This is a genomic window from Aeromonas schubertii (assembly GCF_000820105.1).
GTDB lineage: Bacteria > Pseudomonadota > Gammaproteobacteria > Enterobacterales > Aeromonadaceae > Aeromonas > Aeromonas schubertii.
This window is the reverse complement of sequence record NZ_CDDB01000089.1, coordinates 29,948-52,588: the sequence shown is the minus strand read 5'-3', so window position 1 is coordinate 52,588 and position 22,641 is coordinate 29,948. Positions and strand designations below refer to the sequence as shown.

The following is a 22,641-nucleotide window of genomic DNA, read 5'->3' as shown; positions in this document are numbered from 1 at the left end:
AAGGGGGCGACGCTGAATTGATGCATTATTGGCGATAACATAACCAGACCCTGAGCAAAATCGGAAGGATTATAGTGGCGAAAAAATCCTTGTCAAAACATTATTTCAATGGTCGATTTTGGGTTGGGCAAACGTTTTGCTGTCAACAACGGGCCGACAAATCCACACCGCATGGCGACTCTGCAGGGGATGATTCTCCTGTGCCAGGCAGCGCAGATAGGCGAGCCGGTGATGTCCCTCCAGCAGGGCATAGGGGCGGGGCATGGGCGTACCGTCCGGGTAGTGGTCTCCCTCGTCAGGGGCCAGCACTATGATGGGTTCGGGCCAGGTACCCTGAGTCAACATGTACTCTGCCAGCCAGGAGCGACGCACATAGCGATTGCTGCGCAGCATCTCGCTCCAGCGTTCGACCACCTCCATATGCCGGGTGTTGATGTCGCGGCAGATGATATCGAGGTCGAGCCAGGCAGGGAGAACCTCGATCCGGGAGAGATCGATAAAGCTCCAGTTGGATTCGAAGCCACGCCAGTGGCGGTAGATCCATTGGGCCAGCAGATTGGGGGGAATGCCGGGTAGCAGTGGACCGACCCGGATCAGATAGTCGGCCAGTGTCTCGGTTTGGGTCTCATCGCGAAAGTTGAGCGGTGCCAGCTGTTGCAGCAGCCTGTAATTGAGCATGTTTGCCTCCCTCCCGGCAGCTTTTCCTACCCTACTCCCAAAGCCGTGGCTTGCCCACCCCACAGGGATAAGCCGGCCATAAAATCAGCAGCTTATCTCTCTTAAATGGGGAAAATAGGACGGAACGGCGTAACTTTGTGCAAACGGTGCAAAGAGGGAGAAAAAAGCCTTTACCTTTGGTCTGCGCTTTGTATAATTCGCCTCGTTCTCTGCAGGGGCGTAGTTCCAATTGGTAGAACAGCGGTCTCCAAAACCGATGGTTGCGGGTTCGAGTCCTGCCGCCCCTGCCATTTCTTCAAGAAAAGCCGGCCTAGTGCCGGCTTTTCGCTTTCTGTCTCCCGCTCCAGCGTCTCTTCCAGCTCCTGTCGCTGCCGCTTCTGTCAATCGCGGTCGATGATCTCCTGTGCTACACCTTGCTGCGTTGCCCTCGCTCTGGCGTTTGTGCTGTCGGGCAGGCGAGGGCGTGATACCCAAGGAGAGCGACCCATGAACAAGGCAGTGGAGATGCATCGGAATCCGGCCCATGCCGGTGGCTGGATGCCCAAGGATCAGACTCATGTCGAGCGCTGGGTACAGCGCCTGCGCCACGCGATCACCCAGGATCCGCGCCCGCTGGTGGCGCCGGTGGCCGAGCTCAAGGCGCTGGTGGAGGGGGACCCGGCCCTGTACCGGCAGGCCGAGGCCATGTTCGAGGAGGCCTGGCAGCACCAGCACCTGACCCCGCTTGGTCAAGTCGAGGTGCGCAGCTTCGCCGAGTTCCTGCTGCTGCTCAACGGCATCATGACCACGGCCCCCGAGGCCTATCAGGATCTGCAGACCCAGGAGCCGTCCGGCCTCATCGGTTTTCCCATCAATGCCTTGCTCAACTGGCCCATGGCCACGGCCGCAGGTTACGGCTTCTTTGCCAACACGCTCGTCAATCAGCAGTTAAAGAGGGTGCTTGCCTACTGGGCCGAGTTCCTGCAAAGCCCCGCCTCCCGTTATGTGCTGACCGAGTCGGTGAGTCCCCTCGATCGGCAGACCCTGATCGTTCCCTGGCTGGGGGCGCTGGCCAAGTCGCAGATGGTGGCGGTGGCACGTGGTGCTCTGGGGGCAGGGGAGAACCCGACGCCGGCGCAGTTCGAGGAGATCTTTCACTGCACGCCGGAGGCCGAGTATGAAGGCTTCGCCAGCTGGGATGACTTCTTCACCCGTACTTTCCGATCCGGCGTTCGTCCAGTGTCGGCGCCGGATGACGACGCTGTCATCGTCAACGCCTGTGAGTCTGCTCCCCTGCAAGTCGTGAAGAGGGTACAGCGTCAGGAGGCGTTCTGGCTCAAGGGGCAGCACTACTCCCTCGACAACCTGCTCGACTTCGATCCTGGCGCCGCCGGGTTCGTCGGCGGTACCGTCTACCAGGCGTTCCTGAGTGCCCTCAGCTATCACCGTTGGCACAGCCCGGTGAGCGGCACCGTACGTTCGGTCAAGGTGGTCAACGGCAGTTACTACCTGGCCAACCGCTACCAGGGCTTCGCCAACCCGGCGGGGGCCGATCCAAGCGCCCCCAACCAGTCCCAGCCCTTCCTCACCGCGGTGGCTACCCGCGCCCTCATCTTCATCGAGGCGGACAACCCGCGCATCGGTCTGATGTGCGTGGTGCCGGTGGGAATGGCCGAGGTGTCGAGCTGCGAGGTGACGGTGCGCGAAGGCCAGCGGGTCGAGAAGGGGGATTTGCTCGGCATGTTCCACTTCGGCGGCTCAACCCACTGTCTGCTGTTTCGCCCAGGGGTCGAGCTGGAGTTTGACTTCTACGGCCAGCAGCCCGGGCTGGAGGCGAGCAACCTGAGGGTCAATACCGCGTTGGCGCGGGTTCGCTGAGTCGAGGGTGTGAGAGATGGGCCGCCGTTGGGCGGCCCTGGCTTTTATCAGGTGCACCGGGTGGCTTCGAAGGTGTATCAGGTTCTCCAGCTTAGGATCTGTTCGCGCAGCACATGGAGGGCACTTTCCAGCAGCTCGAACTGACCCGCCTTACCCAGCACCCGGATCCCCTGTAGTTGCATCACCAGATAGGCGGCCAGGGCAGTGGCCCGCTCGCTGGGGAGGGTGCGGCCAAGCACCTTGGCGAAGGCGTGGTTGAGCGCCGTAAACAGTTCGCTGGCGATCCGTGTCACCTCTTCATCCGCCACACCGCGCTCCAGCACTGCATTTTGCATGAAGCAGCCGTATTTCTGCGCCTTCTGCTTGGCGGCGAAGGCCTCCACCAGCTCGAGCAGATCGTCCAGGGTCCCCTGATCCGATTCGAGCCGAGCCAGCCCCGGTAGTCCCCGGGTGTAGAGGTAGTGACGCAGCGTCTCCCGATAGAGGGTCAGCTTGTCGCCATAACTGTTGTAGAGGCTGAAGCGGTTGATGCCGAGGTGATTAACCAGATCGGCCACCGAGGTGCCCTCATACCCCTTCTGCCAGAAGAGCTCCATGGCCTGCTCCAGTTTCTCATCTCTGCAAAAATTACAACTTCTTGCCATCGTACTCTCTCGCTCATGAAGGGGTGAACGTCATTGTTGACCGTTCGTTCCGTTATGCGTTAGGTTAACCTAACTGATCGTTCAGAAAAAGAGAGAGCACATGATAATCCATGAACTGGCCCCCACGCCGAGCGCCCGTCGAGTCAGCATCTTCCTGGCCGAAATGGGGATAGAAGTGCCCAGATCGCAGGTAGATCTGCGCAGTGGTGACAACCTGAAACCCGAGTTTCGGGCCAAGAGCGTCAATGGTCGTATTCCCATGCTGGAGCTCGACGACGGCACCTGTCTGTGTGAGACCATGGCCATCTGCCGCTTCTTCGATGCCGGCTCTCCCCGTGCTTCGAGCCTGTTTGGTGACACCGCGCTGGAGCAGGGCCAGGTGGAGATGTGGAACCGCATCCTGGAGCTGGAGGGGATCATGGTTGCCTTTCAGGCCTTTAGAAACCTGACCGGCTTCTTCCGGGATCGGGAGCGCTGTGTCGAAGCCTGGGGGGTGGAGTCCAGAGCGCGCCTTGAGGAGCTGCTACCCCGCCTCGAGGCCCGCATGGATGGACGGGAATACGTGGCCATCGATCGCTTCAGCGTGGCGGATATCACGGGCTATGTGTTGCTCGATTTCTGCCGTCAGCGGCTGGAGATCGAAATTGAGGGGCGTTACCCCAACCTGAGCCGCTGGTACCAGACACTTCATGCCCGTCCCGCCATCGCGGCCCTGGGCTAATGCCATCGAACCGAGGAGCCTCTTATGATTGAGTTCTATACCGCCGCCACCCCGAACGGGCACAAGGTGGCCATCGCCCTGGAAGAGATGGGGATTGACTATCGGGTCCACCCGCTCGATCTGTCGCGGCTGGATCAGAAACAGCCGGCGTTTCTGGCCATCAACCCCAACGGGCGTATTCCGGCCATCATCGACACCGATAACGGTGACTTCGCCGTCTTCGAGTCGGGGGCCATACTGCTCTACCTGGCCGAGAAGAGTGGCAAGTTGCTGCCCGGCGATCCCAAGGCCCGTTCACAGGTGATCCAGTGGCTCATGTTCCAGATGAGTGGCGTAGGCCCCATGATGGGGCAGGCCAACGTCTTCTACCGTTATTTCCCCGAGAAGATTCCGGCGGCCATCGAGCGTTACCAAAAAGAGGGGCGTCGTCTGTTCGAGGTGATGAATGGACAATTGGAGCAGCACCCCTACCTGGCCGGTGAGGAGTACAGCATTGCCGATATCGCCACCTTCCCCTGGGTGCGTATCCACGAGTGGAGCGGTATCGATATCTCGGGCCTTGGCGCCCTGCAAGGGTGGCTGGCCCGGATCGGTGAGCGTGAGGCGGTGCAGCGTGGCCTGCTGGTACCCCCTCCCAGCGAGCTGTCTGCCGAGGAGCGCGCCGAGCGAATTCGTAACATGGTGACCCGCTGAATTCAGGTGCCGCCCTCGTGGCGGCACCCTATTCGGGAGCTTCCAGCTCGAGACGCACTCTCTGCTCCAGCCGCAGTGGCTTGAGGTATTGTCGAAAGTAATGATCCAGCAACTTGTCCATCAGGCCGCTGCGCTCGGCCTGGCTCAAGGCGTGTTCCAGTGTATTCCGGTACTTGGCGGCGGCCGGCGAGAGATAGAAGCGAAAGTCTCTGTGATAGACCAGCAATAGTCCCGGCTCTATCTCGAGGGCCGGGTAGCGCGCCGCCTCTGATTGGACCTCGTTGACGCCCCGAGAGAAGTAGTTGATGCCCCGATCCGGGGTGAGCATGGTAAAGAGCTGGCGCCACTCCCCGTCCCGCACGTGATAGGGAAGCCGATTCGCCTGCCATACCCGTTCGTCATACCAGCCAGCGCCCAATCCCCCCACCTTGCCCAAGGCGCGAAACGACGCCAGATCCCTGACCCCCTCATAACTCTTGGCATCCCCTTTCGGAATGAGCAGCAACCGCTGCCCGATGAGCCCCCGGGTCAGGTCTATCCGGACCGGGGTCAGCAGGCGATCCCGCTCTGCGCTCTGCAGCATCCAGAGCAGATCTATCTGGTTATCCGCGACCAGCCGCTGCAGGCGTTTCTGGGGGAGATGGGCGAAGGGTTGGCGTATGGTCAGGGTGACGCCGGTGTCCGCAAGGGACTCTTGCAACAGCGCGTGGTAGTAGCGATGAGAGCCATCCTCGAAGGCGGGCAGGGTGAGGGTGAGCTCGGCCGCCTCCAGCCTGGGGGCGAGAAGCAGTAGCAACAGCAGGAGTGGATACACGGCTTGGACCTCGGCTAACGGCTCTGTTGAGCATAGCCTCCCGGTCAAAATGGGGTGGGCCCGGCAGGGCCCACCGGGATATCAGGCGAGGGCAGCCAGGGCGGCGGCGTAGTTTGGCTCCTGGGTCACTTCGCTAACCAGTTCGGCGTGCAGCACCTTGTCCTGCTCGTCCAGCACCAGCAGGGCGCGGGCGGTGAGGCCGACCAGAGGGCCGGAGGCGATGGCGACACCGTACTGCTCCATGAAGTTGGCACCGCGCAGGGTGGAGAGGGTGATGACCTTGTCCAGCCCCTCGGCGCCACAGAAACGGGCCTGGGCGAAGGGCAGATCGGCGGAGATGCAGAGGACGACGGCGTTGTTCAGGGCGCTCGCCTCGGCATTGAACTTGCGTACCGAGGTGGCACAGACCGGAGTATCGACGCTCGGGAAGATATTCAGGATCTTGCGTTGCCCGGCGAAGCTGGCCAGGGTGACGTCAGCCAGATCCTTGCCGACCAGGGTAAAGGCAGTGGCCTGCTCACCGACGGCGGGGAAGTGGCCGGCGACCTCGACAGGCTGGCCTTGCAGAGTGATGGTGTTGCTCATGTTTACTATTCCTGTTTTTGTTTTACATGTTCTTGCGCACTATACCCACTCGGGGCGGGCCGGCACACCAAAAGTAGCCGTTAAATTGTCAGTAATGGTTGCCTGCCCTTCCTTTTGCCCCGGCGATCTTCGCCCTTCACTCCTGACTAATCAGTTATTAGCTGGCTTCACTAAAGTCCCTCTTTGACGATGCCGATAGCCATTAACCATATGGGGGTATTTTCCTCCTGTCATCGTAACAAGGAGCTGTGTCATGACTCTCTCTCTACGCGGCAAGCTGCTCACCACCAGCTTGGGCGTCGTTTTACTGGTGGCCTCCCTGCTCGGCGTGGTCGCCTTCCAGACCCTCAAGAGTCGAACCCTCGCCTCTATCCAGAGTGAAGCCGTCAACTATGGGCACGCCTATGCCTCCGGAGTGGGGGAGTGGATGGCGGATCGCCGCCAGACAGTCAGTGCGCTGGTTAACGTGATTGCCGCCGATCCCGACAGTGCGCTGGTGCCTCATCTGCAGCAGGCTCTCACCTCGGGAGGGTTTGGTCTCGCCTACTTCGGTTCGGCGCAGGGGGTCATGACACGCAATGATCCCTCCCTCAACAAGGGGGATTATGATCCGCGCGCGCGTCCCTGGTACCAGGATGCGGTGAAGGCCGGTCAGCAGATCGTCACCGCTCCCTATGTGAGCGTCACCATGCAGAAGCTGGTGGTGACCCTGGCCGAGCCGGTACGTCATCAGGGCAAGATCATCGGCGCCGTAGGTGCCAACCTGGCGCTGGACAAGCTGATCGACGAGGTGCTGGCCATGAAGGTGCAGGGGGAGGGCTACGCCATGCTGCTGGACAGCAGTGGCCTCATCGTCGGCCATCCGCAGAAGGATCTCGCCCTCAAGCAGGTCAGCGAGCTGGCTCCCGGCCTCTCCGGCGCCGGATTCAGGCGCTGGAGTCAGGAGCAGGTGTTGCAGCAGGCAACCCTGGATGGACGGGAGGTTCTTATCTCGGTACAGGCCGTGCCCAACAGCGACTGGCTACTTGCCATGGTGATGTACAAGGATGTGCTGCACGCCCCCCTCACCACCCTGCTGTGGCAGTTGGTGGGGCTGACCCTGGTGTTGCTGCTGGTGTTCGGGGCGCTCTTGATCGCCATCTTCAACTACCTGTTCGCCGATCTCGGCCGGGTCTCCAGGGCATTGGCCGATATCGCTCACGGTGAGGGGGACCTCACTGTGCAGATCGAGACCCGCAGTCAGGACGAAGTGGGTCAGCTGGCGCGCAGCTTCAACCAGTTTGTCTCCCGCCTGCACGGTATCGTCAGCCGCCTGCGTGATGTGGCCACGGCGCTGGCCGAGCAGTCGCGTTTGCAGGCCGCCGGGGCCGAGGGACGGGCGCGTCAGGTCAAGCAGCAGCAGGACGAGATCGTCATGGTCGCTACCGCCGTCACCGAGATGGCCTCGGCAACCCAGGAGATTGCCGGCAACGCCGAATATGCGGCCAGCACGGCCGGTGATGCGGTCAAGTTGGCCCAGCAGGGGCAGGGCCAGGTGGGCCAGAGCCGCACCAGCATCAACAGTCTGGCGGACGAGGTGGGGGGCGCCGGTCAGGTGATCACCGAACTCGACCAGCATGCCCAGCAGATAAGCTCCATTCTTGCCACCATCAGCGGCATCGCCGAGCAGACCAATCTGCTGGCCCTCAACGCCGCCATCGAGGCGGCCAGGGCCGGGGAGCAGGGACGCGGCTTTGCGGTGGTGGCGGACGAGGTGCGGGTGCTCTCCCAGCGCACTCACGCCAGCACGGCCGAGATCCAGGGGATGATCGAGACCCTGCAGCAGACCACCCGGCGGGCGGTCGGTGGCATGGAGACCAGCCGCGACCTTGCCGGTACCAGCGTGGAGGATGCCAATGCTGCCAACGACAGCCTGGTGCGCATCAACGAGGCGATCGGCTCCATCAGCGACATGGTGACCCACATAGCGACGGCCGCCGAAGAGCAGACTTCGGTGACCGCCGAGATCAGCCGCAATACCGAGAATATCCGCACCGTGGCCCATGGCTTTGCCGAGCAGGCCCGGCAGGAGGCCGAGCAGGCGGCGGCTCTGCGTCAGCTTACCGAGCAGCTGGCGGCAGAGGTGGGACGTTTTCGCCTGTAAGGGGGGTGGATGAGTGAAACAAGGCGGCCAGTGGCCGCCCTGTTTCATGAAGGATCAGCCGGGTGGGACTGGGCTCTGCTCGACCCATATGAGGGCACCGGTGTCGAAGCCGAGGGTGCGGGCCTGCTCGACCAGGGCCTGCACCTTCTCCCTGGCGGGGGTCGGAGAGCGCGACAGGATCCACAGGTACTGCAGGTTGTAGCTGCTCACCAGGGCGAGGTCATAGTCCGTCGCCAGCACGTTGTAGCTGCCGTAGAAGGGGCCGAAGAAACTCACCTTGAGGCGTCCCTCGTCCTGCGCCCCCACGAAGTAGGCGCGTCCCTCGGCCTCGCGCCAGCTGCCATCGGGCGCCTGGCCGCGGTTGATCACCCTGACCCCGCCATCGCCGCGCAGGCTGTAGGTGGCGGTGACCCGATGGAGGTCCCGCTCGAAGCCGTGATCGAGGCGGGCAATCTCGAACCAGGTGCCGAGGTAGCGCTCGAGGTGGAAGGGCTTGACCACCTGTTGCCCCTCGGGAATGCCGGTGCAGGCTGAGGTCAGCAGGAGCAGAAAAGCCAGGAGCGGTGTGCGCATATTATCCCTCCACTATGTTCATTTGCCCTTCGCGATAACGAGAGGTGTGCTCGCTCGGGGTGTTGCCGAAGAAACGCTTGTACTCGCGGCTGAACTGGGAGCCGCTCTCATAGCCGACCCGCCCGGCCGCCACCCCGGCCTTGAGGCCGTCGTTGAGCATCATCAGGCGCGCCTTGTGCAAGCGCAGGGTCTTGATGTACTGCAAGGGTGAGGTTGCGGTGGCCGCCTTGAAGTGGTGATGGAAGGCCGACACGCTCATGTTGGCCTCCCGGGCGAGCTCCTCCACCGTCAGGCTCTCGGTGAAGCGCTGCTCCATGATACGCAGCACCCGGGCTATCTGCCCCAATTGACTGTGGCGGCTGGCGAGGGCGAGCAGAGCGGGACCGCCACCGTCGTGCAGGGCATGGAACAGGATCTCGCGCACTATCTGGGGGCCCAGCACCCGGGCATGCAAGGGTTTGTCCATCACCTCGATGAGCCGCTCGACGGCGCACAGCATGATCTCGGAGAGGGGGACCGAGAGCACGCCGCGTCCCGGGTCGGCCATCGGGGTCGGCACGGCGTCCCCCATCTCCAGCAACAACTCCTGCAGGGCGGCCATGTCGATATCGATGGAGAGGCCCACCAGAGGTTGCTCGGGAGAGGCAAAGCATTCGCACTCGCACGGCAGTGGCAGGGTCATCATCAGGTAGTGCTTGGGGTCGTAGCGGAAGGTGAAGTCCGAGAGATAGCCCACCTTGTGTCCCTGCAGGATGATGATCATGCGCGGCCGGTAGAGCACAGGGATGCGGTCGTGGTGCTCGGTGGTGTAGATGAGGTGCACCCCGGGTACCGGAGCCGGCGTGATGCCCTGGCCGGGAGCCAGGGCGCAGAGGCGGCTGGCCAGGGTCGACTGGTGTGTCATTCGCTTGACTGTGCTCATTTCTCTAAGTTCAGTAGGAATAGGCAATATATAGGCAGGAAGTTGCCTTGATGGTAGATGCGTTTGGGAGAAAAATGCAACAAATCCTGTTTCGGTTGTTCCCAGCGAGGAGATCCCATGAACAACTTTATGTTGCACACCCCGACCAAGGTCCTGTTCGGTGAGGGGCAGATCGCCGCCCTGCGCGATCAGATCCCGTCCGATGCTCGCGTCCTCATCACCTATGGCGGCGGCAGCGTACTGCGCACCGGCGTGCTGACCCGCATCCGCGAGGCCCTGAGTGGCATGACCCTGTTCGAGTTCGGCGGCATCGAACCCAACCCCTCCTACGAGACCCTGATGGGGGCGGTCGCCCTGGCCCGCGCCGAGCGTATCGACTTCCTGCTGGCAGTCGGTGGCGGCTCTGTGCTGGACGGCACCAAGTTTATCGCGGCGGCGGCGCCCTACGCGGCCGACAAGGACCCCTGGCACATCCTGGAGACCGTCGGCGGCGAGGTGCAAGGCGCCATCCCGCTTGGCGCCGTGCTCACCCTGCCGGCCACCGGCTCCGAGATGAACATGGGGGCCGTCATCACCCGCAAGAGCACCGGTGACAAGCAGCACTTCTTCTCTCCCTTTGTCATACCGCGCTTCGCCGTGCTCGATCCGGTGCTCACCTACACACTGCCGGCGCGTCAGGTGGCCAACGGCGTGGTGGATGCTTTCGTGCATGTCATCGAGCAGTACATCACCTACCCGGTCGATGCCAAGGTGCAGGATCGCTTCGCCGAGGGGCTGCTGCTGACCCTGCTGGAGGAAGGCCCCAAGGCGCTGGCCGAGCCCGACAACTACGCGGTGCGCGCCAACATCATGTGGAGCGCTACCCTGGCCCTCAACGGCCTGATTGGTGCCGGTGTGCCCCATGACTGGTCTACCCACATGCTGGGCCATGAGCTGACCGCCCGGCACGGCCTGGACCATGCCCAGACCCTGGCGGTGGTGCTGCCTGTGATGCTGGATGCGCAGCGCGACAGCAAGCGCGCCAAGCTGCTGCAGTACGCCGAGCGGGTGTGGGATCTGCATGGCGGCAGCGAGGCCGAGCGCATCGATGGCGCCATCGCCGCCACCCGCGCCTTCTTCGAGCGCATGGGGGTGCCGACCCGGCTGCGCGACTACGGCATCGAGCAGCCGGACATCGAGACCATGCTGGCCAAGCTGGAGGCGCGCGGTTATACCGCCCTCGGCGAGCAGGGGAAGGTCACTCTGGCACTGAGCCGGCATATTTATGAGGCGGCGCGCTAACCGGCTGCCTCGTTTCCACAGGGACGACTCACTGGACCCCGCGTACGCCATGACAGGCGGACGACGGGGTCGCATCTGTTACAAAAGTGTTGTTTTTTGAGACTTGATGGCGAGAACGTGGCCAGTGACCACTTTTGTAATAACAAAAAACGCTAAGCTAGAGGCCGCCAAAAACAATTTTTTTGACTGGTTGGAGTTCTCGATTCAGTCAATCGCTTTGTTATAAGTGATTCATGTAGTTTGTTTTTTTGGTGCGAAGGGTGCCCCGGTTCGAAATCTGTACAGGGGGGGGGAGAAGGTCCGGTTGTCATAAAACTCCAAAATTTGATACTAATCACGTTCGTACCGGAAAAGCGGGGGAGGGGCAGTAACAGGATGTTGTCGTGCCTGCCACTGATTTTCTTAACAAAACACTTGCCGGCCTGCGCTGGGCCGGGCCTGTTTGTGTCATCAAACAGGCGCAAGGTTGCGATTATTTACTAACCATCAGGGAATAGTCATGCAGATTGGAATACCGAGAGAGAGTCTCGCCGGTGAAACCCGGGTCGCCGCGACCCCGGCCACCGTCGAGCAGCTGAAAAAGCTCGGCTTCGAGGTGGTGGTAGAGAGCGGCGCCGGTCGCCTCTCCAGCTTCGATGATGCCGCGTTTGTGGCTGCGGGGGCAGAGGTGGCCGAGAGCGTCTGGAACGCCGACCTGATCTTCAAGGTCAATGCGCCGACCGACGCCGAGATTGCGCTGATCAAAGAGGGGGCTACCCTCGTCAGCTTCATCTGGCCGGCCCAGAATCCCGAGTTGGTCGAGAAGCTTTCCCAGCGCAACATCAATGTGATGGCGATGGACATGGTGCCGCGGATCTCCCGTGCCCAGGCCCTCGACGCCCTCTCCTCCATGGCCAACATCGGTGGCTACCGTGCCGTGGTGGAAGCCGCTCACGAGTTTGGCCGCTTCTTCACCGGTCAGATCACCGCAGCCGGTAAGGTTCCCCCTGCCAAGGTGCTGGTCATCGGTGCCGGTGTGGCCGGTCTGGCTGCCATCGGTGCCGCTGGCTCCCTCGGTGCCATCGTGCGTGCCTTCGATACCCGTCTGGAAGTGGCCGAGCAGATCGAGTCCATGGGTGGGGAGTTCCTCAAGCTGGACTTCGGCGGCGAGGATGGCTCCTCCTCAGACGGTTACGCCAAGGTGATGTCTGACGAGTTTATCGCGGCCGAGATGGCCCTCTTCGCCGAGCAGGCGAAGGAAGTGGACATCATCATCACCACCGCCCTGATTCCGGGCAAGCCGGCGCCGAAGCTGATCACCAAAGAGATGGTCGACAGCATGAAACCGGGCTCGGTCATCGTCGACCTGGCGGCCGCCACCGGCGGTAACTGCGAATACACGGTGCCGGGCGAGCTGCACGTCACCGAGAGCGGCGTCAAGGTGATCGGTTACACCGATCTGCCGGGTCGTCTGCCGGCCCAGTCCTCCCAGCTTTACGGCACCAACCTGGTGAACCTGATGAAGCTGATGTGCAAGGAGAAGGATGGTAACGCCGTCATCGACTTCGAGGACGTTGTCATGCGCAACATGACCGTCATCAAGGCCGGTGAAGTGACCTTCCCGCCCCCCGCCATCTCGGTCTCTGCCGCGCCGCAGAAGCCTGCCGCCGCCAAGCCGGCCGCCAAGAAGGAGGAGGCCAAGCCCTCCAACAAGAAGTTTGTCTGGGGAGCGCTCGGTATCGCCGCCTTCGGCTGGATTGCCTCAGTCGCGCCGGCAGAGTTCCTCTCCCACTTCACCGTCTTCGTGCTCTCCTGCGTGGTCGGTTACTACGTGGTGTGGAACGTCTCCCACGCCCTGCACACCCCGCTGATGTCGGTGACCAATGCCATCTCCGGCATCATAGTGGTCGGCGCCCTGCTGCAGATCGGTCAAGGGTCGGCCCTGGTGACCGGGCTGTCGTTTATCGCCGTGCTGATTGCCAGTATCAACATCTTCGGTGGCTTCACCGTTACTCAGCGCATGCTGAAGATGTTCCGTAAGGATTAAGGGGGTTTAACGTGTCTCAAGGATTGGTAACAGCATCCTATATCGTTGCCGCCGTGCTCTTCATCTTCAGTCTCGCGGGACTGTCGAAGCAAGAGACGGCCAAGCATGGCAACCTGTTCGGTATCGCCGGTATGGCCATCGCCCTGCTGGCCACCATCTTCAACCCGGAGACCAGTGGTGTGCACTGGATCATCCTGGCCATGGTGATCGGCGGTGCCATCGGCGTGCGTCTGGCCCTCAAGGTCGAGATGACCGAGATGCCCGAGCTGGTGGCCGTGCTGCACAGCTTCGTCGGTATGGCGGCCGTGCTGGTGGGCTTTAACAGCTTCATCGATCTGCACCCGGCCGCCCCGGCCGAAGTGGTGGTGAGCGTCGGCTCCAACCTGGATGCCACCCTGGCCGCCGCCCGTGCCGCCTTCGAGCAGGCTGCCCAAGCTGCCCAGGCCGAGCACCTGACCGGTGCCATGCTCAACATCCACCTGGTGGAAGTGTTCCTCGGCGTCTTCATCGGTGCCGTGACCTTCACCGGTTCCGTGGTGGCATTCGGCAAGCTGCGTGGCCTCATCTCCTCCAAGCCGCTGATGCTGCCGCACCGTCACAAGCTGAACCTGCTGGCCGTGTTGGTCTCCCTGGCCCTGATGGTCTACTTCGTCAAGGTCGGTGGTTCTACCACTGCCCTGCTGATCATGACTCTGATCGCGTTTGCCTTCGGCTGGCATCTGGTGGCCAGCATAGGCGGCGCCGACATGCCGGTGGTGGTCTCCATGCTCAACTCCTACTCCGGTTGGGCGGCGGCGGCGGCGGGCTTTATGCTCTCCAATGACCTGCTGATCGTGACCGGTGCCCTGGTGGGCTCTTCCGGTGCCATCCTCTCCTACATCATGTGCAAGGCGATGAACCGCTCCTTCATCTCGGTGATCGCCGGTGGCTTCGGCTCCGACGGGGTTGCCTCCAGCGGCGACCAGGAGATGGGCGAATATCGCGAGACCAGTGCTGAGGACGTGGCCGAGCTGCTCAAGGGCGCGGGCTCTGTCATCATCACCCCGGGCTACGGCATGGCGGTGGCACAGGCCCAGTATCCGGTGGCCGAGATCACCCAGAAGCTGCGCGATCGCGGCATCAAGGTGCGCTTCGGTATTCACCCGGTGGCCGGTCGTCTGCCGGGGCACATGAACGTGCTGCTGGCCGAAGCGAAAGTGCCGTATGACATCGTGCTGGAGATGGACGAGATCAACGAAGACTTCGCCGATACCGATGTGGTTCTGGTGATCGGTGCCAACGACACCGTCAACCCGGCAGCCATGGAAGATCCGGGTAGCCCCATCGCCGGCATGCCGGTGCTGGAAGTGTGGAAGGCGCAGACCGTCATCGGTTTCAAGCGCTCCATGAACACCGGCTATGCCGGCGTACAGAACCCGCTCTTCTTCAAGGAAAACACCCAGATGCTGTTTGGCGATGCCAAGGCCAGCGTCGAGGCAATCCTCAAGGCCCTGTGATCGGGACCCCGAGTGAGGTAAGGAGGCCATCGGCCTCCTTTTTTTTATGGGGAGTTTTGAGATAGGCTGAAGGTTGTGTCGCCTGCCAAGGATCGGGTATGGGAAAGAAGTGGTTGGGATGTGTGGGACTTTGCTGGATGTGGGGCGCATGGGCGAGTGAGCCCTCGTTGGTCTTGCTGACCGAGCCCTGGCCCCCCTATGTGATGGTAGAGCGGGAGCGCGATGGGGATGGCGCCGATCTGGAGTTGGCCCGCGTCGTGCTCAAGCGAATGGGCTACGGGGTCGAAGTACGTCAGCTGCCCTGGAAGCGGGTATTGCTCGAGGCCAGGCAGGCCAAGGGCGATGCGGTGGTTGACCTCTTCTACGAGAAAGAGCGGGAGAGTTGGGTCTATTACCCCTCAGAGCCGCTCTCGCGCAGCGGTGAGGTGCTCTTCTCCCGTCGTGATGCCTACATCGATTACCAGGGGCCGGCCTCGTTGGCGGGAAAGCGGATCGGCGTGCAGGCGGACTACGCCTATGGTGATGCGTTTTTGTCGGCGACCGGTTTTGAGCGGGTGCCTATGACGGGGGAGAAGAATGTTCCCAAGCAGTTGCAGCTGCTGCGGGAGAGGCGACTTGACGGGGTCGTGCTCAACCAGTGGGTCGGCGCCTACTGGCTCGGGCTGCTCGAACTGGGTGGCGAGATCACCCACAGCCCCCGTACCATCACCACGGATAACCGCAACTTCCTCGGTTTTACACACAAGCCGGGTCACGATCGCCTGGCTGTGCGTTTTTCTGAAGAGCTGGTCCGCTTCAAGAAAACCGCCGAGTACCGCCGCCTGTTGGCGCGCTATGGGCTAGCGCCATGATGCGCCTCCTGTTACTCCTCATGCTGCTTTCCCCCTGGCTGTCGGCCAAGACCCTGGTGGTGGGTGGCACTCTGGAGGCGCCCCTCAAATATTTAAACGAGAAGGGGGAGCCGGCGGGGTTGGATGTGGATATCCTGGCCACCCTGTTTGCAGCCCTCCAACAGCCTTTTCGGGTCGAGCTGACTGATTCGGGGGCGCGCCTCACCCGCAATGCCGAGATCGGTGTCTACGACATGGTCTTCACTCACTCCTACAAGCCGGAGCGGGAGAGCTATCTCATCTATCCCCAGCAGTCCCATATGCGTCACAGTTGGCACTTCTTTGTGCGCAAGGAGGACGCAGGGAGTATTCGCTATGATCGTCTCTCGGATCTCAAGCCCTGGCGTATCGGCCTGACACGGGACTACGCCTACACCCCCGAGATCAATGCCATCGCCGATGATCCCGCCTGGCGGGTGCAGGTGGTGACCATGAACGATCTGCAGCTGCGCAAGCTGGTGATGAAGCGTATCGATGTGGTGCCCATGCCGCTGGTGACGGCCTTCGCCCAGATCCATGTCGAGGGGATGGAGGGCAAGGTGGACTATCTGCCCCATCCCTTCAAGTCGAGCCCCTACTTCAACGCCTGGTGCAAGGCGCGCGCCGATGCTAAGACCCCTGCCCTGATGCAGGCCTACGACGCCGAGTTGCTACGTATGAAGCGGGATGGCCGGCTCAGGGCCCTCTACGAGAAGCACGGGATTCCCTACGTGGAGCCCTGATCAGGGGCGTACATCCCTCAGAATTGGATTCTGCAGCGAGATCAGGGTCTCGGTGGACTGGATCTCGTCGATGGTCTGGATCTTGTTGATGAGCACGGTCTGCAGCTCATCGATGGAGCGGGTCATCACCTTCATGAAGATGCTGTAGTGGCCCGTGGTGTAGTAGGCCTCCACCACCTCATCCAGCGCCTGTAGCTTGGCCAGGGCCGAAGGATAGTCTTTCGCGCTCTTGAGATTGATACCGATAAAGCAACAGACGTCGTAGCCGAGTCTCTTGGCGTTCACCTGCACCCGCGTCCCTTCGATAATCCCCGCCTGCTTCATCTTCTCGACCCGCACATGGATGGTGCCCGGGCTCACCGCGAAGCGCTTGGCCAGTTCGGCATAGGGGATGCGCGCGTTCTCCATCAGGGCCTCCAGGATGCCCTGATCCAGATTGTCGATCCGATAATTTTCCGCCATTTTTTTGAACGCCCTTTAACGATTCGAGATTAAAGGCGAGGTTATATTGAATGAAAAAATGCGTAAAGCGTATTTTTGTTGTTGAATATTGAATTTAATGGCCGTTGTGTTGAAGAATCCACACAACAACGCAGTTTGAAACAGGGATTCGCCATGAAACAGCACTACATTCGCAGCCAACAGCAGATCACCCTGGTCAAGGAGATCTTCTCCCGCCAGCTCGCCCAGCAGCTGGGCCTGATGGAGGTGCAAGCCCCCATCCTGAGCCGTGTCGGTGACGGCACCCAGGACAATCTCTCCGGCAGCGAACAGGCGGTGCAGGTGAAGGTGAAGACACTGCCCGAAGAGAGCTACGAGGTGGTTCACTCGCTGGCCAAGTGGAAGCGCCATACCCTGGGTCGTTTTGGCTTCGGGCCGGGCGAGGGACTCTACACCCACATGAAGGCCCTGCGTCCGGATGAGGACCGTCTCTCCCCGATCCACTCGGTCTACGTCGATCAGTGGGACTGGGAGCGGGTGATGCCGCAGGATCGCCGGGATCTGGCCTACCTGAAAGAGACGGTGCAGGCCATCTGGGGTGCCATCAAGGCCACCGAACGTGCCATCTGCGCCGAGCATGAGCTCACCCCCTTCCTGCCCGAGGCGATCCAGTTCGTCCACAGCGAAGAGCTGCTCACCCGCTATCCGGGCCTCGACGCCAAGGGGCGTGAGCACGCCATCGCCAAGGAGCTGGGGGCCGTCTTCCTGATCGGCATCGGCGGGGCCCTGTCTCATGGCGAGCGCCACGACGTGCGGGCCCCGGACTACGACGACTGGAGCTCCGAGGGGGAGTCTGGGCTGGCCGGCCTCAACGGAGACATCCTGGTGTGGAACCCGGTACTCGAAGACAGTTTTGAAATCTCCTCCATGGGGATCCGGGTGGATGCAGATGCCCTGCGCCGTCAGCTCGCCATCACAGGCGACGAGGATCGCCTGGCCTACGACTGGCACCAGGCGCTGCTGGCCGGTCGCATGCCCCAGACCATTGGGGGAGGGATTGGACAATCGCGTCTGGCCATGTTGCTGCTGCAAAAGGAGCACATCGGACAGGTGCAGGTTGGTGTGTGGCCGTCCGACGTGAGGGAGCGTATCGCCGGACTGCTGTAAGAAGGTTCGCCTTCCCCGGGGAGGTTCCCCTGCGGCCCGCTCATCCCACGCCCGGTCGCATTTACTACATTCCTCTCGGCAATCTTCGGATTGCCGTTTTTTTGTGCCGACAAAAACGAGGCGCCCCGAGGGGCGCCTTGCTCAACCCGGAGCACGTAACCGGGAAACTTTAAAGCTACGTTCGGCCTGATGAACCTTGTAGAGATAGCGGCGGGATTCGGCCAGCGGGTGCTGCTCGGTGAGGATCTGGTAGACCTCCTGAGGGGAGAGGCGGTTGATGACCCCCGGGGCCGCATTGCGATCGTCGGCGAAAGTACGCAGTACATTGCCCGCCCCACCGTTGTAGGCGGAGATGACCGAGTAGCGACGGGACAGGGGATCCTGGATATCCGCCAGGTAGACGCTTTGCAGCAGGTGCAGGTAGGCGGTGCCGATGTCGATGTTATAGGCAGGATTGAAGAGATCCTCCCGGGTCGGCTGACCATATTTGCCCTTTACCCGCACATAGACATCGCGTCCCGCGGTGGCCGGGATCACCTGCATCAGGCCGTAGGCATTGGAGCTGCTCACCGCATAGGGGTTGAAGCTGCTCTCTGTCTTGATCACGGCGTAGATGAGGCTCTCGGGCACTCCATACTTGCGCGAGGCCTCACGGATCAGGGCGGCATACTTGTAGCCCCGCTGGTCCGTGTGGTTCGCCACCATGGGGATATCCACGTAGTAGATGGTGCGGATCCCCAGGGTACGCTGCTTGAGGGCGGTGGCGAGCAGATGGTCTGCGTAGCGTTCGGCACGCCAGGGAAAGCGGATTGGCTGACGCTGGTTGTCGAGCACCTGACCATAGAGGAAGGGATCGGTGCCGGGCATGATCTCCCGATCCGAGTAGAGATCCACCTCGGCCGGATCGTCCGGGGTGAGCAGTGTCTCTATGATGGCGCGGCGCAGATGCACCTTGGGGTCGATCGTCGAGACGGTCTCCACCTGTATCAGGCCGCCATTGAAGTCGATGTGAGCCCGGCTCTTGTATTGATCCGTGTACTTGACGTAGTCAAAGCGGCCGGCAAACAGGGCCTCGCGTCCCCACAGCTCGTTCACGTTATGGGAGAGGGCGCTGATCATGTGCTCGAAACCGCGCACATCCTTGCCGTTGACCAGATCGTCGTCTTGCGGGGAAGGCTTGGGGGCTGAGGAGCAGCCGGCCAGCAGCAGAAGCAGGCCGGCCAGGGGCCAGAAACGGCGAATCATGGCTGAATCACTGGCTGGGTGGGGTGTAGCCGTCGATCTGCACGTCGGCCCCTTCAAACAGATACTGCACCATCTCCTGTTCGAGGAACTGACGGTGCTCCAGATTCATCATGTTGAGCTTCTTCTCGTTGATCAGCATCACCTGCTTCTTCTGCCATTCGGCCCAGGCTTCCTTGCTGATGTTGTCGAAGATGCGCTTGCCGAGCTCGCCCGGATAGAGCTGGAAATCGAGGCCCGGGGCCTCCTTTTGCAGACGCTGACAGAAAACGGTACGACTCATGGATTGACCTCTATGATGCGAGTTCCGGATAGGCGAGCAGTCGCCGGGTGGCGGCTGCCAGTCCCACCTCTTCGGGTTGGCGTAAGTTATACCAGAGAGTGGTATCCCCTTCCATGAGGCGCGGGGAGGGCAGGGCCTCGACCTCCAGCAGGAAGGGGCGGATATCCAGATGGAAGTGGCTGAAGGTATGACGGAAACCGCCCAGCTCCTGCAAGCCGGCGGGATCCAGGTCCAGCTCGCGTACTCTGGCGTTGAGCTGGGCCTCGTTGTCGAACTGGGGGAAGCAGTAGAGGCCGCCCCAGATCCCCTGGGGGGGGCGTCGCTCCAGCAGCACGCTCCCCTTCTGCTTGAGCATCAGGAAGAGACCCGTTCTGACCGGCGTGCTCTTTTTGGGTTTGCCCTCCGGATAGCGGGTGGGATTCCCCTCCAGACGCCCCTGGCAATCGGCCTGTAGCGGGCAGCGCTCGCACCTGGGTTTGCTGCGGGTGCAGACGGTGGCGCCGATATCCATCATGGCCTGGTTGTACTGCTGCACCCCCTGGCGCGGGGTGAGGCGAATGGCCAGCTCCCACAGCTGGTTCTCCACCTCCTTCTGGCCGGGCCAGCCGGGCAGGGCCAGCCAGCGGGTGAGCACCCGCTTCACGTTACCATCCAGGATGGCGTGGGGCTGGCCGAGGGAGAAGGAGAGGATGGCGCCGGCAGTGGAGCGGCCGATGCCCGGCAGTTCGGTCACCTCTTCGATGCGCTCGGGAAAGAGGCCGTCGTGCCGGTCGCGGATCTGCTGCGCCGCCTTGTGCAGATTGCGGGCACGGGCGTAGTAGCCAAGCCCGGTCCAGTGATGCAGCACCTCGTCCACCGGCGCATCGGCCAGGGCAACCACATCGGGGAAGCGGGCCATGAAGCGCTCATAGTAGGGAATGACGGTGGCGACCTGGGTCTGTTGCAGCATGATCTCGGAGATCCAGACCCGGTAGGGGGTCTTCTCCTGCTGCCAGGGGAGGGTCTTGCGCCCCGAATGTTCATACCACGCCAGCACCCGGCTGGCGAACGTCGCGTGATTCACGTGTGAGTGTCCATCGAAAAAGGGGGGCGGATGCCCCCCGTTATCAGGGATGCCAGTCTTGCAGAGCCTTCAGGCTGGCCAGTTGGCCGCCGACCTGCAGTATCAGCGCGTCCTGCTCTATCCCCTTGATGACGACACCGGGGGCAAGAGGAGCGCCTTCGCGCAGCTCGCGGCCATTGAGGATGACGCTGCGCTTGGCGGGATTGGAGGAGTAGATATGGGATCCGTACGAGATTGACGGTACCTGCTGCGACACTTCATAGGGCAGAGCGGCCAGGGAGGGCACACCACTGCCGGTGTTGGCCGGCTCGGATATGGGTGCCTGGGGTTGGCTGTTGCCCACCGCCTGGGCGAAACGACGCGCCAGCTCGGGAGAGACGCCACTCAGATCATAACCGGGCAGGGTGGGTAGTGGGCTGCCCTGGGGCGTCCTGACCCTGGGTTCGGGTTTGGGCAGAGGGGGGGGCAGAGGCTCGGTATCAAACTCGCGTGGCTCCACCCGAACGAAGGGGGGGACCACCTTGTGGGTGACCTCTACCTTCTGCTCGAGTGGCTTGTTGTTGAGCCAGTGCCAGCCGTAATTGGCACCTGCCCCCAGCAGCAGGGCGAGCAGGGCCAGCAGAGGCCAGATCCAGCGCGGTGTGGTGGGCTCGGGTCGTGTGGCCAGTCCCATGGCCGGAATATGGGGTGTTCCGACCGGGGTCTCGGCCCGGCGCAGGGCATTGAGCAGGGTAGACATCAGGAGGCCTCCTCCAGCTTGGGCATGGGATCGCCGGCGATGACGTTGAGGCGCAGCAGGGTATTGCCGCCGGCCACGCCGTCAACGTCCAGCCCGGCCGACTTCTGGAACTGCTCGACCTTGCGCTTGAGCTCGGCGTCGAAACGGCTCACCTTGCGCGGGGGTTGTTTGAGAGCCTTGCTCACCGCATTCTCCAGCCACTGGGCCTGGGCCTTGCCGGCGCCGTTGCCGATGATGGTGCTGCCATCCTTGGGCAGGCGCCACAGCAGGGTGTAGTCGCCGCCCCAGTGTTTGGTCAGCCAGTCGCGCTCCACGTCCCAGCTCTGCTCACCGATGAGCAGATGGGCCTGCTTGGTACCGAGGGAGACCAGGGTTGCGTAGTAACCGTTACCGTGTTCGTCCTTGAGGCTCACCTGGGCCGGGTGCTGCATCTTCTCGAGCTCAGCCAGTGTGCCGGTGCCATTCAGGCAGCGCAGGCCGGCGCGGGGGGCCTCGTCACAGGTCGCCTCTTCGAGCTCGGGCTCGAAGCCCCAGACCCGATAGAGATTTTGCAGGGCGAGGGCCGGATCGTAAGCCTGGGAGATGGCCTCTTCCAGTTGGACCTGCTGCTCCGGGGTCTCATCTTCGGTGATCGGTACCTCGACCTTGACCACGGGACGCACCGGCATCACGCCGGCGTATTGCCAACCGAACCAGCCGGCGGCCAGCATCAACAGGCCGGCCGCGGTGACACCCAGGGTGCTGACCCAGCTACCATCGTCACGCTGACCCGTGACTTCAAAGGCCGCCAGGGCGATATCGCGGGCATTGATGCGGTGATCGCCACGGGCATAGGCAGCCAGCATGGCCCGATCGCAGATCAGGTTGATGAGGCGGGGAATGCCGCCACTGAGGCGATGCAGCGTCGTGATCGCCTTGGCGCTGAAGACGGGTTGCAGGCAACCGGCGATCTGCAGACGGAAACGCACATAGGCATCCACATCGCTGCGGGTCAGGGGCAGCAGGTGATAGCGCGCCGTGATGCGCTGGGCGAGCTGGCGCAGCAGGGGTTGGCGCAGCATCTGCTGCAGCTCCGGCTGACCTATCAACACCACTTGCAGCAGCTTCTTCTCGTCGGTCTCGAGGTTGGTCAGCAGGCGCAGCTGTTCGAGGACGTCGGGCAGCAGGTGCTGGGCCTCGTCGATGAGCACCACGCTGCGGCGGCCTGCCGCCAGGTTGGCGAGCAGATGGTCACGAATGAGATCGAACAGGATCTTGAGCCCCGCATCGGGCTCATAAGCGAGTCGGTACTCGTCGCAGATGGCCGCCAGCAGATCCCGCTCGGTCAGGGAGGGGTTGAGGATATAGGCGATCTCTGTCCCCTCGGGCAGCTGTTGCAGCAGGCAGCGGGAGACGGTGGTCTTGCCGGTACCGACCTCGCCGGTGAGCAGCACGAAGCCGCCACCGTCTTGCAGGCCGTAGACCAGGTGTGCGAGGGCCTCCCCGTGACGCTCGCTCATGTAGAGATACTTGGGGTTGGGGGAGATGGAGAACGGAGCCTCCGCAAGCCCGAAAAATTGTGTGTACATAGGATTCATTCCATTGCCATGGGCGGCAGGGTACAGGGGCGGGCCGTGGGATGTCAAAGCCGCATCGAAGGGGCGTGATGAAGGGGGTATAAT

The 22,641-nt window shown here is 62.2% G+C and carries 22 protein-coding genes and 1 tRNA gene; 11 read left to right on the top strand and 12 right to left on the bottom strand.

Features of this window, described 5'->3' with window-relative positions; all coding sequences use genetic code 11:
* Positions 1 to 105: 105 nt before the first annotated feature.
* On the bottom strand, positions 106 to 678 hold the full coding sequence (locus tag BN1133_RS17665) for a hypothetical protein (RefSeq protein WP_050667771.1): 573 nt from the start codon (positions 676 to 678) through the stop codon (positions 106 to 108).
* Positions 679 to 891: 213 nt separating this feature from the next.
* Here BN1133_RS17665 and BN1133_RS17660 point away from each other — a divergent pair.
* A tRNA-Trp gene (locus BN1133_RS17660) sits at positions 892 to 968 on the top strand.
* Positions 969 to 1,164: 196 nt separating this feature from the next.
* Positions 1,165 to 2,535 (top strand): phosphatidylserine decarboxylase family protein, encoded by a 1,371-nt coding sequence (locus BN1133_RS17655; RefSeq protein WP_050667770.1) that lies wholly within the window; start codon positions 1,165 to 1,167, stop codon positions 2,533 to 2,535.
* Positions 2,536 to 2,612: 77 nt separating this feature from the next.
* Here the strand turns inward: BN1133_RS17655 and BN1133_RS17650 are convergent, their stop codons facing one another.
* Positions 2,613 to 3,131 (bottom strand): TetR/AcrR family transcriptional regulator, encoded by a 519-nt coding sequence (locus BN1133_RS17650; RefSeq protein WP_136612781.1) that lies wholly within the window; start codon positions 3,129 to 3,131, stop codon positions 2,613 to 2,615.
* A gap of 148 nt (positions 3,132 to 3,279) precedes the next feature.
* Here BN1133_RS17650 and BN1133_RS17645 point away from each other — a divergent pair, with 148 nt between their 5' ends.
* Positions 3,280 to 3,900, top strand: coding sequence for a glutathione S-transferase family protein (locus BN1133_RS17645; protein WP_050667768.1), 621 nt, complete (start codon positions 3,280 to 3,282; stop codon positions 3,898 to 3,900).
* Positions 3,901 to 3,924: 24 nt separating this feature from the next.
* Positions 3,925 to 4,593, top strand: a complete 669-nt coding sequence (locus BN1133_RS17640; protein WP_050667767.1) for a glutathione S-transferase family protein — start codon at positions 3,925 to 3,927, stop codon at positions 4,591 to 4,593.
* Between the two features lie 28 nt (positions 4,594 to 4,621).
* Here BN1133_RS17640 and BN1133_RS17635 read toward each other — a convergent pair whose 3' ends face one another.
* Both BN1133_RS17635 and tpx read right to left on the bottom strand, forming a co-directional pair.
* Complete coding sequence (locus BN1133_RS17635; RefSeq protein WP_050667766.1) at positions 4,622 to 5,407, bottom strand: hypothetical protein; 786 nt, start codon at positions 5,405 to 5,407, stop codon at positions 4,622 to 4,624.
* Positions 5,408 to 5,488: 81 nt separating this feature from the next.
* Positions 5,489 to 5,992, bottom strand: coding sequence for a thiol peroxidase (gene tpx / locus BN1133_RS17630; RefSeq protein ID WP_050667765.1), 504 nt, complete (start codon positions 5,990 to 5,992; stop codon positions 5,489 to 5,491).
* A 253-nt stretch (positions 5,993 to 6,245) separates the two neighbouring features.
* Here tpx and BN1133_RS17625 point away from each other — a divergent pair, with 253 nt between their 5' ends.
* The gene (locus tag BN1133_RS17625) at positions 6,246 to 8,135 is read left to right on the top strand and encodes a methyl-accepting chemotaxis protein (RefSeq protein ID WP_050667764.1); all 1,890 of its coding nucleotides are present in this window, start codon (positions 6,246 to 6,248) and stop codon (positions 8,133 to 8,135) included.
* A gap of 54 nt (positions 8,136 to 8,189) precedes the next feature.
* On the opposite strand, the gene BN1133_RS17620 is transcribed toward BN1133_RS17625, so the two are convergent.
* On the bottom strand, positions 8,190 to 8,708 hold the full coding sequence (locus tag BN1133_RS17620) for a lipocalin family protein (RefSeq protein WP_050667763.1): 519 nt from the start codon (positions 8,706 to 8,708) through the stop codon (positions 8,190 to 8,192).
* A gap of 1 nt (position 8,709) precedes the next feature.
* Positions 8,710 to 9,612 carry an AraC family transcriptional regulator gene (locus tag BN1133_RS17615; protein WP_136614578.1) on the bottom strand — a complete coding sequence of 301 codons (903 nt, stop codon included), beginning with the start codon at positions 9,610 to 9,612 and terminating at the stop codon, positions 8,710 to 8,712.
* 135 nt (positions 9,613 to 9,747) lie between these two features.
* On the opposite strand from BN1133_RS17615, the gene yqhD reads away from it, so the two are divergent.
* The 5 genes from yqhD (at position 9,748) to BN1133_RS17590 (ending at position 16,045) form a co-directional block, all read left to right on the top strand.
* Positions 9,748 to 10,911: an alcohol dehydrogenase gene (yqhD, locus tag BN1133_RS17610; RefSeq protein ID WP_050667761.1), complete on the top strand. Its 1,164-nt coding sequence runs from the start codon at positions 9,748 to 9,750 to the stop codon at positions 10,909 to 10,911.
* Positions 10,912 to 11,410: 499 nt separating this feature from the next.
* Positions 11,411 to 12,937: a Re/Si-specific NAD(P)(+) transhydrogenase subunit alpha gene (gene pntA, locus BN1133_RS17605; RefSeq protein ID WP_050667760.1), complete on the top strand. Its 1,527-nt coding sequence runs from the start codon at positions 11,411 to 11,413 to the stop codon at positions 12,935 to 12,937.
* An 11-nt stretch (positions 12,938 to 12,948) separates the two neighbouring features.
* On the top strand, positions 12,949 to 14,433 hold the full coding sequence (gene pntB, locus BN1133_RS17600) for a Re/Si-specific NAD(P)(+) transhydrogenase subunit beta (RefSeq protein ID WP_050667759.1): 1,485 nt from the start codon (positions 12,949 to 12,951) through the stop codon (positions 14,431 to 14,433).
* Positions 14,434 to 14,531: 98 nt separating this feature from the next.
* On the top strand, positions 14,532 to 15,284 hold the full coding sequence (locus BN1133_RS17595; protein WP_050667758.1) for a substrate-binding periplasmic protein: 753 nt from the start codon (positions 14,532 to 14,534) through the stop codon (positions 15,282 to 15,284).
* A complete protein-coding gene (locus BN1133_RS17590) occupies positions 15,284 to 16,045 on the top strand; it encodes a substrate-binding periplasmic protein (RefSeq protein ID WP_050667757.1) in 762 nt (253 codons plus the stop codon). The genes BN1133_RS17595 and BN1133_RS17590 overlap by 1 nt, the downstream gene beginning before the upstream one ends.
* On the opposite strand, the gene asnC is transcribed toward BN1133_RS17590, so the two are convergent.
* Positions 16,046 to 16,507: a transcriptional regulator AsnC gene (gene asnC, locus BN1133_RS17585; protein WP_050667756.1), complete on the bottom strand. Its 462-nt coding sequence runs from the start codon at positions 16,505 to 16,507 to the stop codon at positions 16,046 to 16,048.
* Positions 16,508 to 16,660: 153 nt separating this feature from the next.
* Between asnC and asnA the strand changes: the two genes are divergently transcribed.
* Entirely contained in the window at positions 16,661 to 17,653 is a 993-nt protein-coding gene (gene asnA / locus BN1133_RS17580; protein WP_050667755.1) for an aspartate--ammonia ligase, read from the top strand.
* A 141-nt stretch (positions 17,654 to 17,794) separates the two neighbouring features.
* Here the strand turns inward: asnA and mltC are convergent, their stop codons facing one another.
* The 5 genes from mltC to BN1133_RS17555 are packed head-to-tail and all read right to left on the bottom strand — an operon-like array spanning position 17,795 to position 22,548.
* The gene (gene mltC / locus BN1133_RS17575; RefSeq protein WP_050667754.1) at positions 17,795 to 18,898 is read right to left on the bottom strand and encodes a membrane-bound lytic murein transglycosylase MltC; all 1,104 of its coding nucleotides are present in this window, start codon (positions 18,896 to 18,898) and stop codon (positions 17,795 to 17,797) included.
* Between the two features lie 7 nt (positions 18,899 to 18,905).
* The gene (locus tag BN1133_RS17570) at positions 18,906 to 19,178 is read right to left on the bottom strand and encodes an oxidative damage protection protein (RefSeq protein WP_050667753.1); all 273 of its coding nucleotides are present in this window, start codon (positions 19,176 to 19,178) and stop codon (positions 18,906 to 18,908) included.
* 10 nt (positions 19,179 to 19,188) lie between these two features.
* Entirely contained in the window at positions 19,189 to 20,241 is a 1,053-nt protein-coding gene (gene mutY / locus BN1133_RS17565) for an A/G-specific adenine glycosylase (RefSeq protein WP_050667752.1), read from the bottom strand.
* Positions 20,242 to 20,284: 43 nt separating this feature from the next.
* On the bottom strand, positions 20,285 to 20,980 hold the full coding sequence (gene gspB / locus BN1133_RS17560; protein WP_050667751.1) for a type II secretion system assembly factor GspB: 696 nt from the start codon (positions 20,978 to 20,980) through the stop codon (positions 20,285 to 20,287).
* Positions 20,980 to 22,548 (bottom strand): ExeA family protein, encoded by a 1,569-nt coding sequence (locus BN1133_RS17555; protein WP_050667750.1) that lies wholly within the window; start codon positions 22,546 to 22,548, stop codon positions 20,980 to 20,982. The genes gspB and BN1133_RS17555 overlap by 1 nt, the downstream gene beginning before the upstream one ends.
* Positions 22,549 to 22,641 lie beyond the last annotated feature (93 nt).

Excerpts from the sequence above, each read along its gene's own strand:
- BN1133_RS17665 (WP_050667771.1), bottom strand. The coding sequence starts at position 678 with ATGCTCAATTACAGGCTGCTGCAACAGCTGGCACCGCTCAACTTTCGC.
- BN1133_RS17655 (WP_050667770.1), top strand. The coding sequence starts at position 1,165 with ATGAACAAGGCAGTGGAGATGCATCGGAATCCGGCCCATGCCGGTGGC.
- BN1133_RS17650 (WP_136612781.1), bottom strand. The coding sequence starts at position 3,131 with ATGGAGCTCTTCTGGCAGAAGGGGTATGAGGGCACCTCGGTGGCCGAT.
- BN1133_RS17645 (WP_050667768.1), top strand. The coding sequence starts at position 3,280 with ATGATAATCCATGAACTGGCCCCCACGCCGAGCGCCCGTCGAGTCAGC.
- BN1133_RS17640 (WP_050667767.1), top strand. The coding sequence starts at position 3,925 with ATGATTGAGTTCTATACCGCCGCCACCCCGAACGGGCACAAGGTGGCC.
- tpx (WP_050667765.1), bottom strand. The coding sequence starts at position 5,992 with ATGAGCAACACCATCACTCTGCAAGGCCAGCCTGTCGAGGTCGCCGGC.
- BN1133_RS17625 (WP_050667764.1), top strand. The coding sequence starts at position 6,246 with ATGACTCTCTCTCTACGCGGCAAGCTGCTCACCACCAGCTTGGGCGTC.
- BN1133_RS17620 (WP_050667763.1), bottom strand. The coding sequence starts at position 8,708 with ATGCGCACACCGCTCCTGGCTTTTCTGCTCCTGCTGACCTCAGCCTGC.
- BN1133_RS17615 (WP_136614578.1), bottom strand. The coding sequence starts at position 9,612 with ATGACACACCAGTCGACCCTGGCCAGCCGCCTCTGCGCCCTGGCTCCC.
- yqhD (WP_050667761.1), top strand. The coding sequence starts at position 9,748 with ATGAACAACTTTATGTTGCACACCCCGACCAAGGTCCTGTTCGGTGAG.
- pntA (WP_050667760.1), top strand. The coding sequence starts at position 11,411 with ATGCAGATTGGAATACCGAGAGAGAGTCTCGCCGGTGAAACCCGGGTC.
- BN1133_RS17595 (WP_050667758.1), top strand. The coding sequence starts at position 14,532 with ATGGGAAAGAAGTGGTTGGGATGTGTGGGACTTTGCTGGATGTGGGGC.
- BN1133_RS17590 (WP_050667757.1), top strand. The coding sequence starts at position 15,284 with ATGCGCCTCCTGTTACTCCTCATGCTGCTTTCCCCCTGGCTGTCGGCC.
- asnC (WP_050667756.1), bottom strand. The coding sequence starts at position 16,507 with ATGGCGGAAAATTATCGGATCGACAATCTGGATCAGGGCATCCTGGAG.
- asnA (WP_050667755.1), top strand. The coding sequence starts at position 16,661 with ATGAAACAGCACTACATTCGCAGCCAACAGCAGATCACCCTGGTCAAG.
- mltC (WP_050667754.1), bottom strand. The coding sequence starts at position 18,898 with ATGATTCGCCGTTTCTGGCCCCTGGCCGGCCTGCTTCTGCTGCTGGCC.
- BN1133_RS17570 (WP_050667753.1), bottom strand. The coding sequence starts at position 19,178 with ATGAGTCGTACCGTTTTCTGTCAGCGTCTGCAAAAGGAGGCCCCGGGC.
- gspB (WP_050667751.1), bottom strand. The coding sequence starts at position 20,980 with ATGTCTACCCTGCTCAATGCCCTGCGCCGGGCCGAGACCCCGGTCGGA.
- BN1133_RS17555 (WP_050667750.1), bottom strand. The coding sequence starts at position 22,548 with ATGTACACACAATTTTTCGGGCTTGCGGAGGCTCCGTTCTCCATCTCC.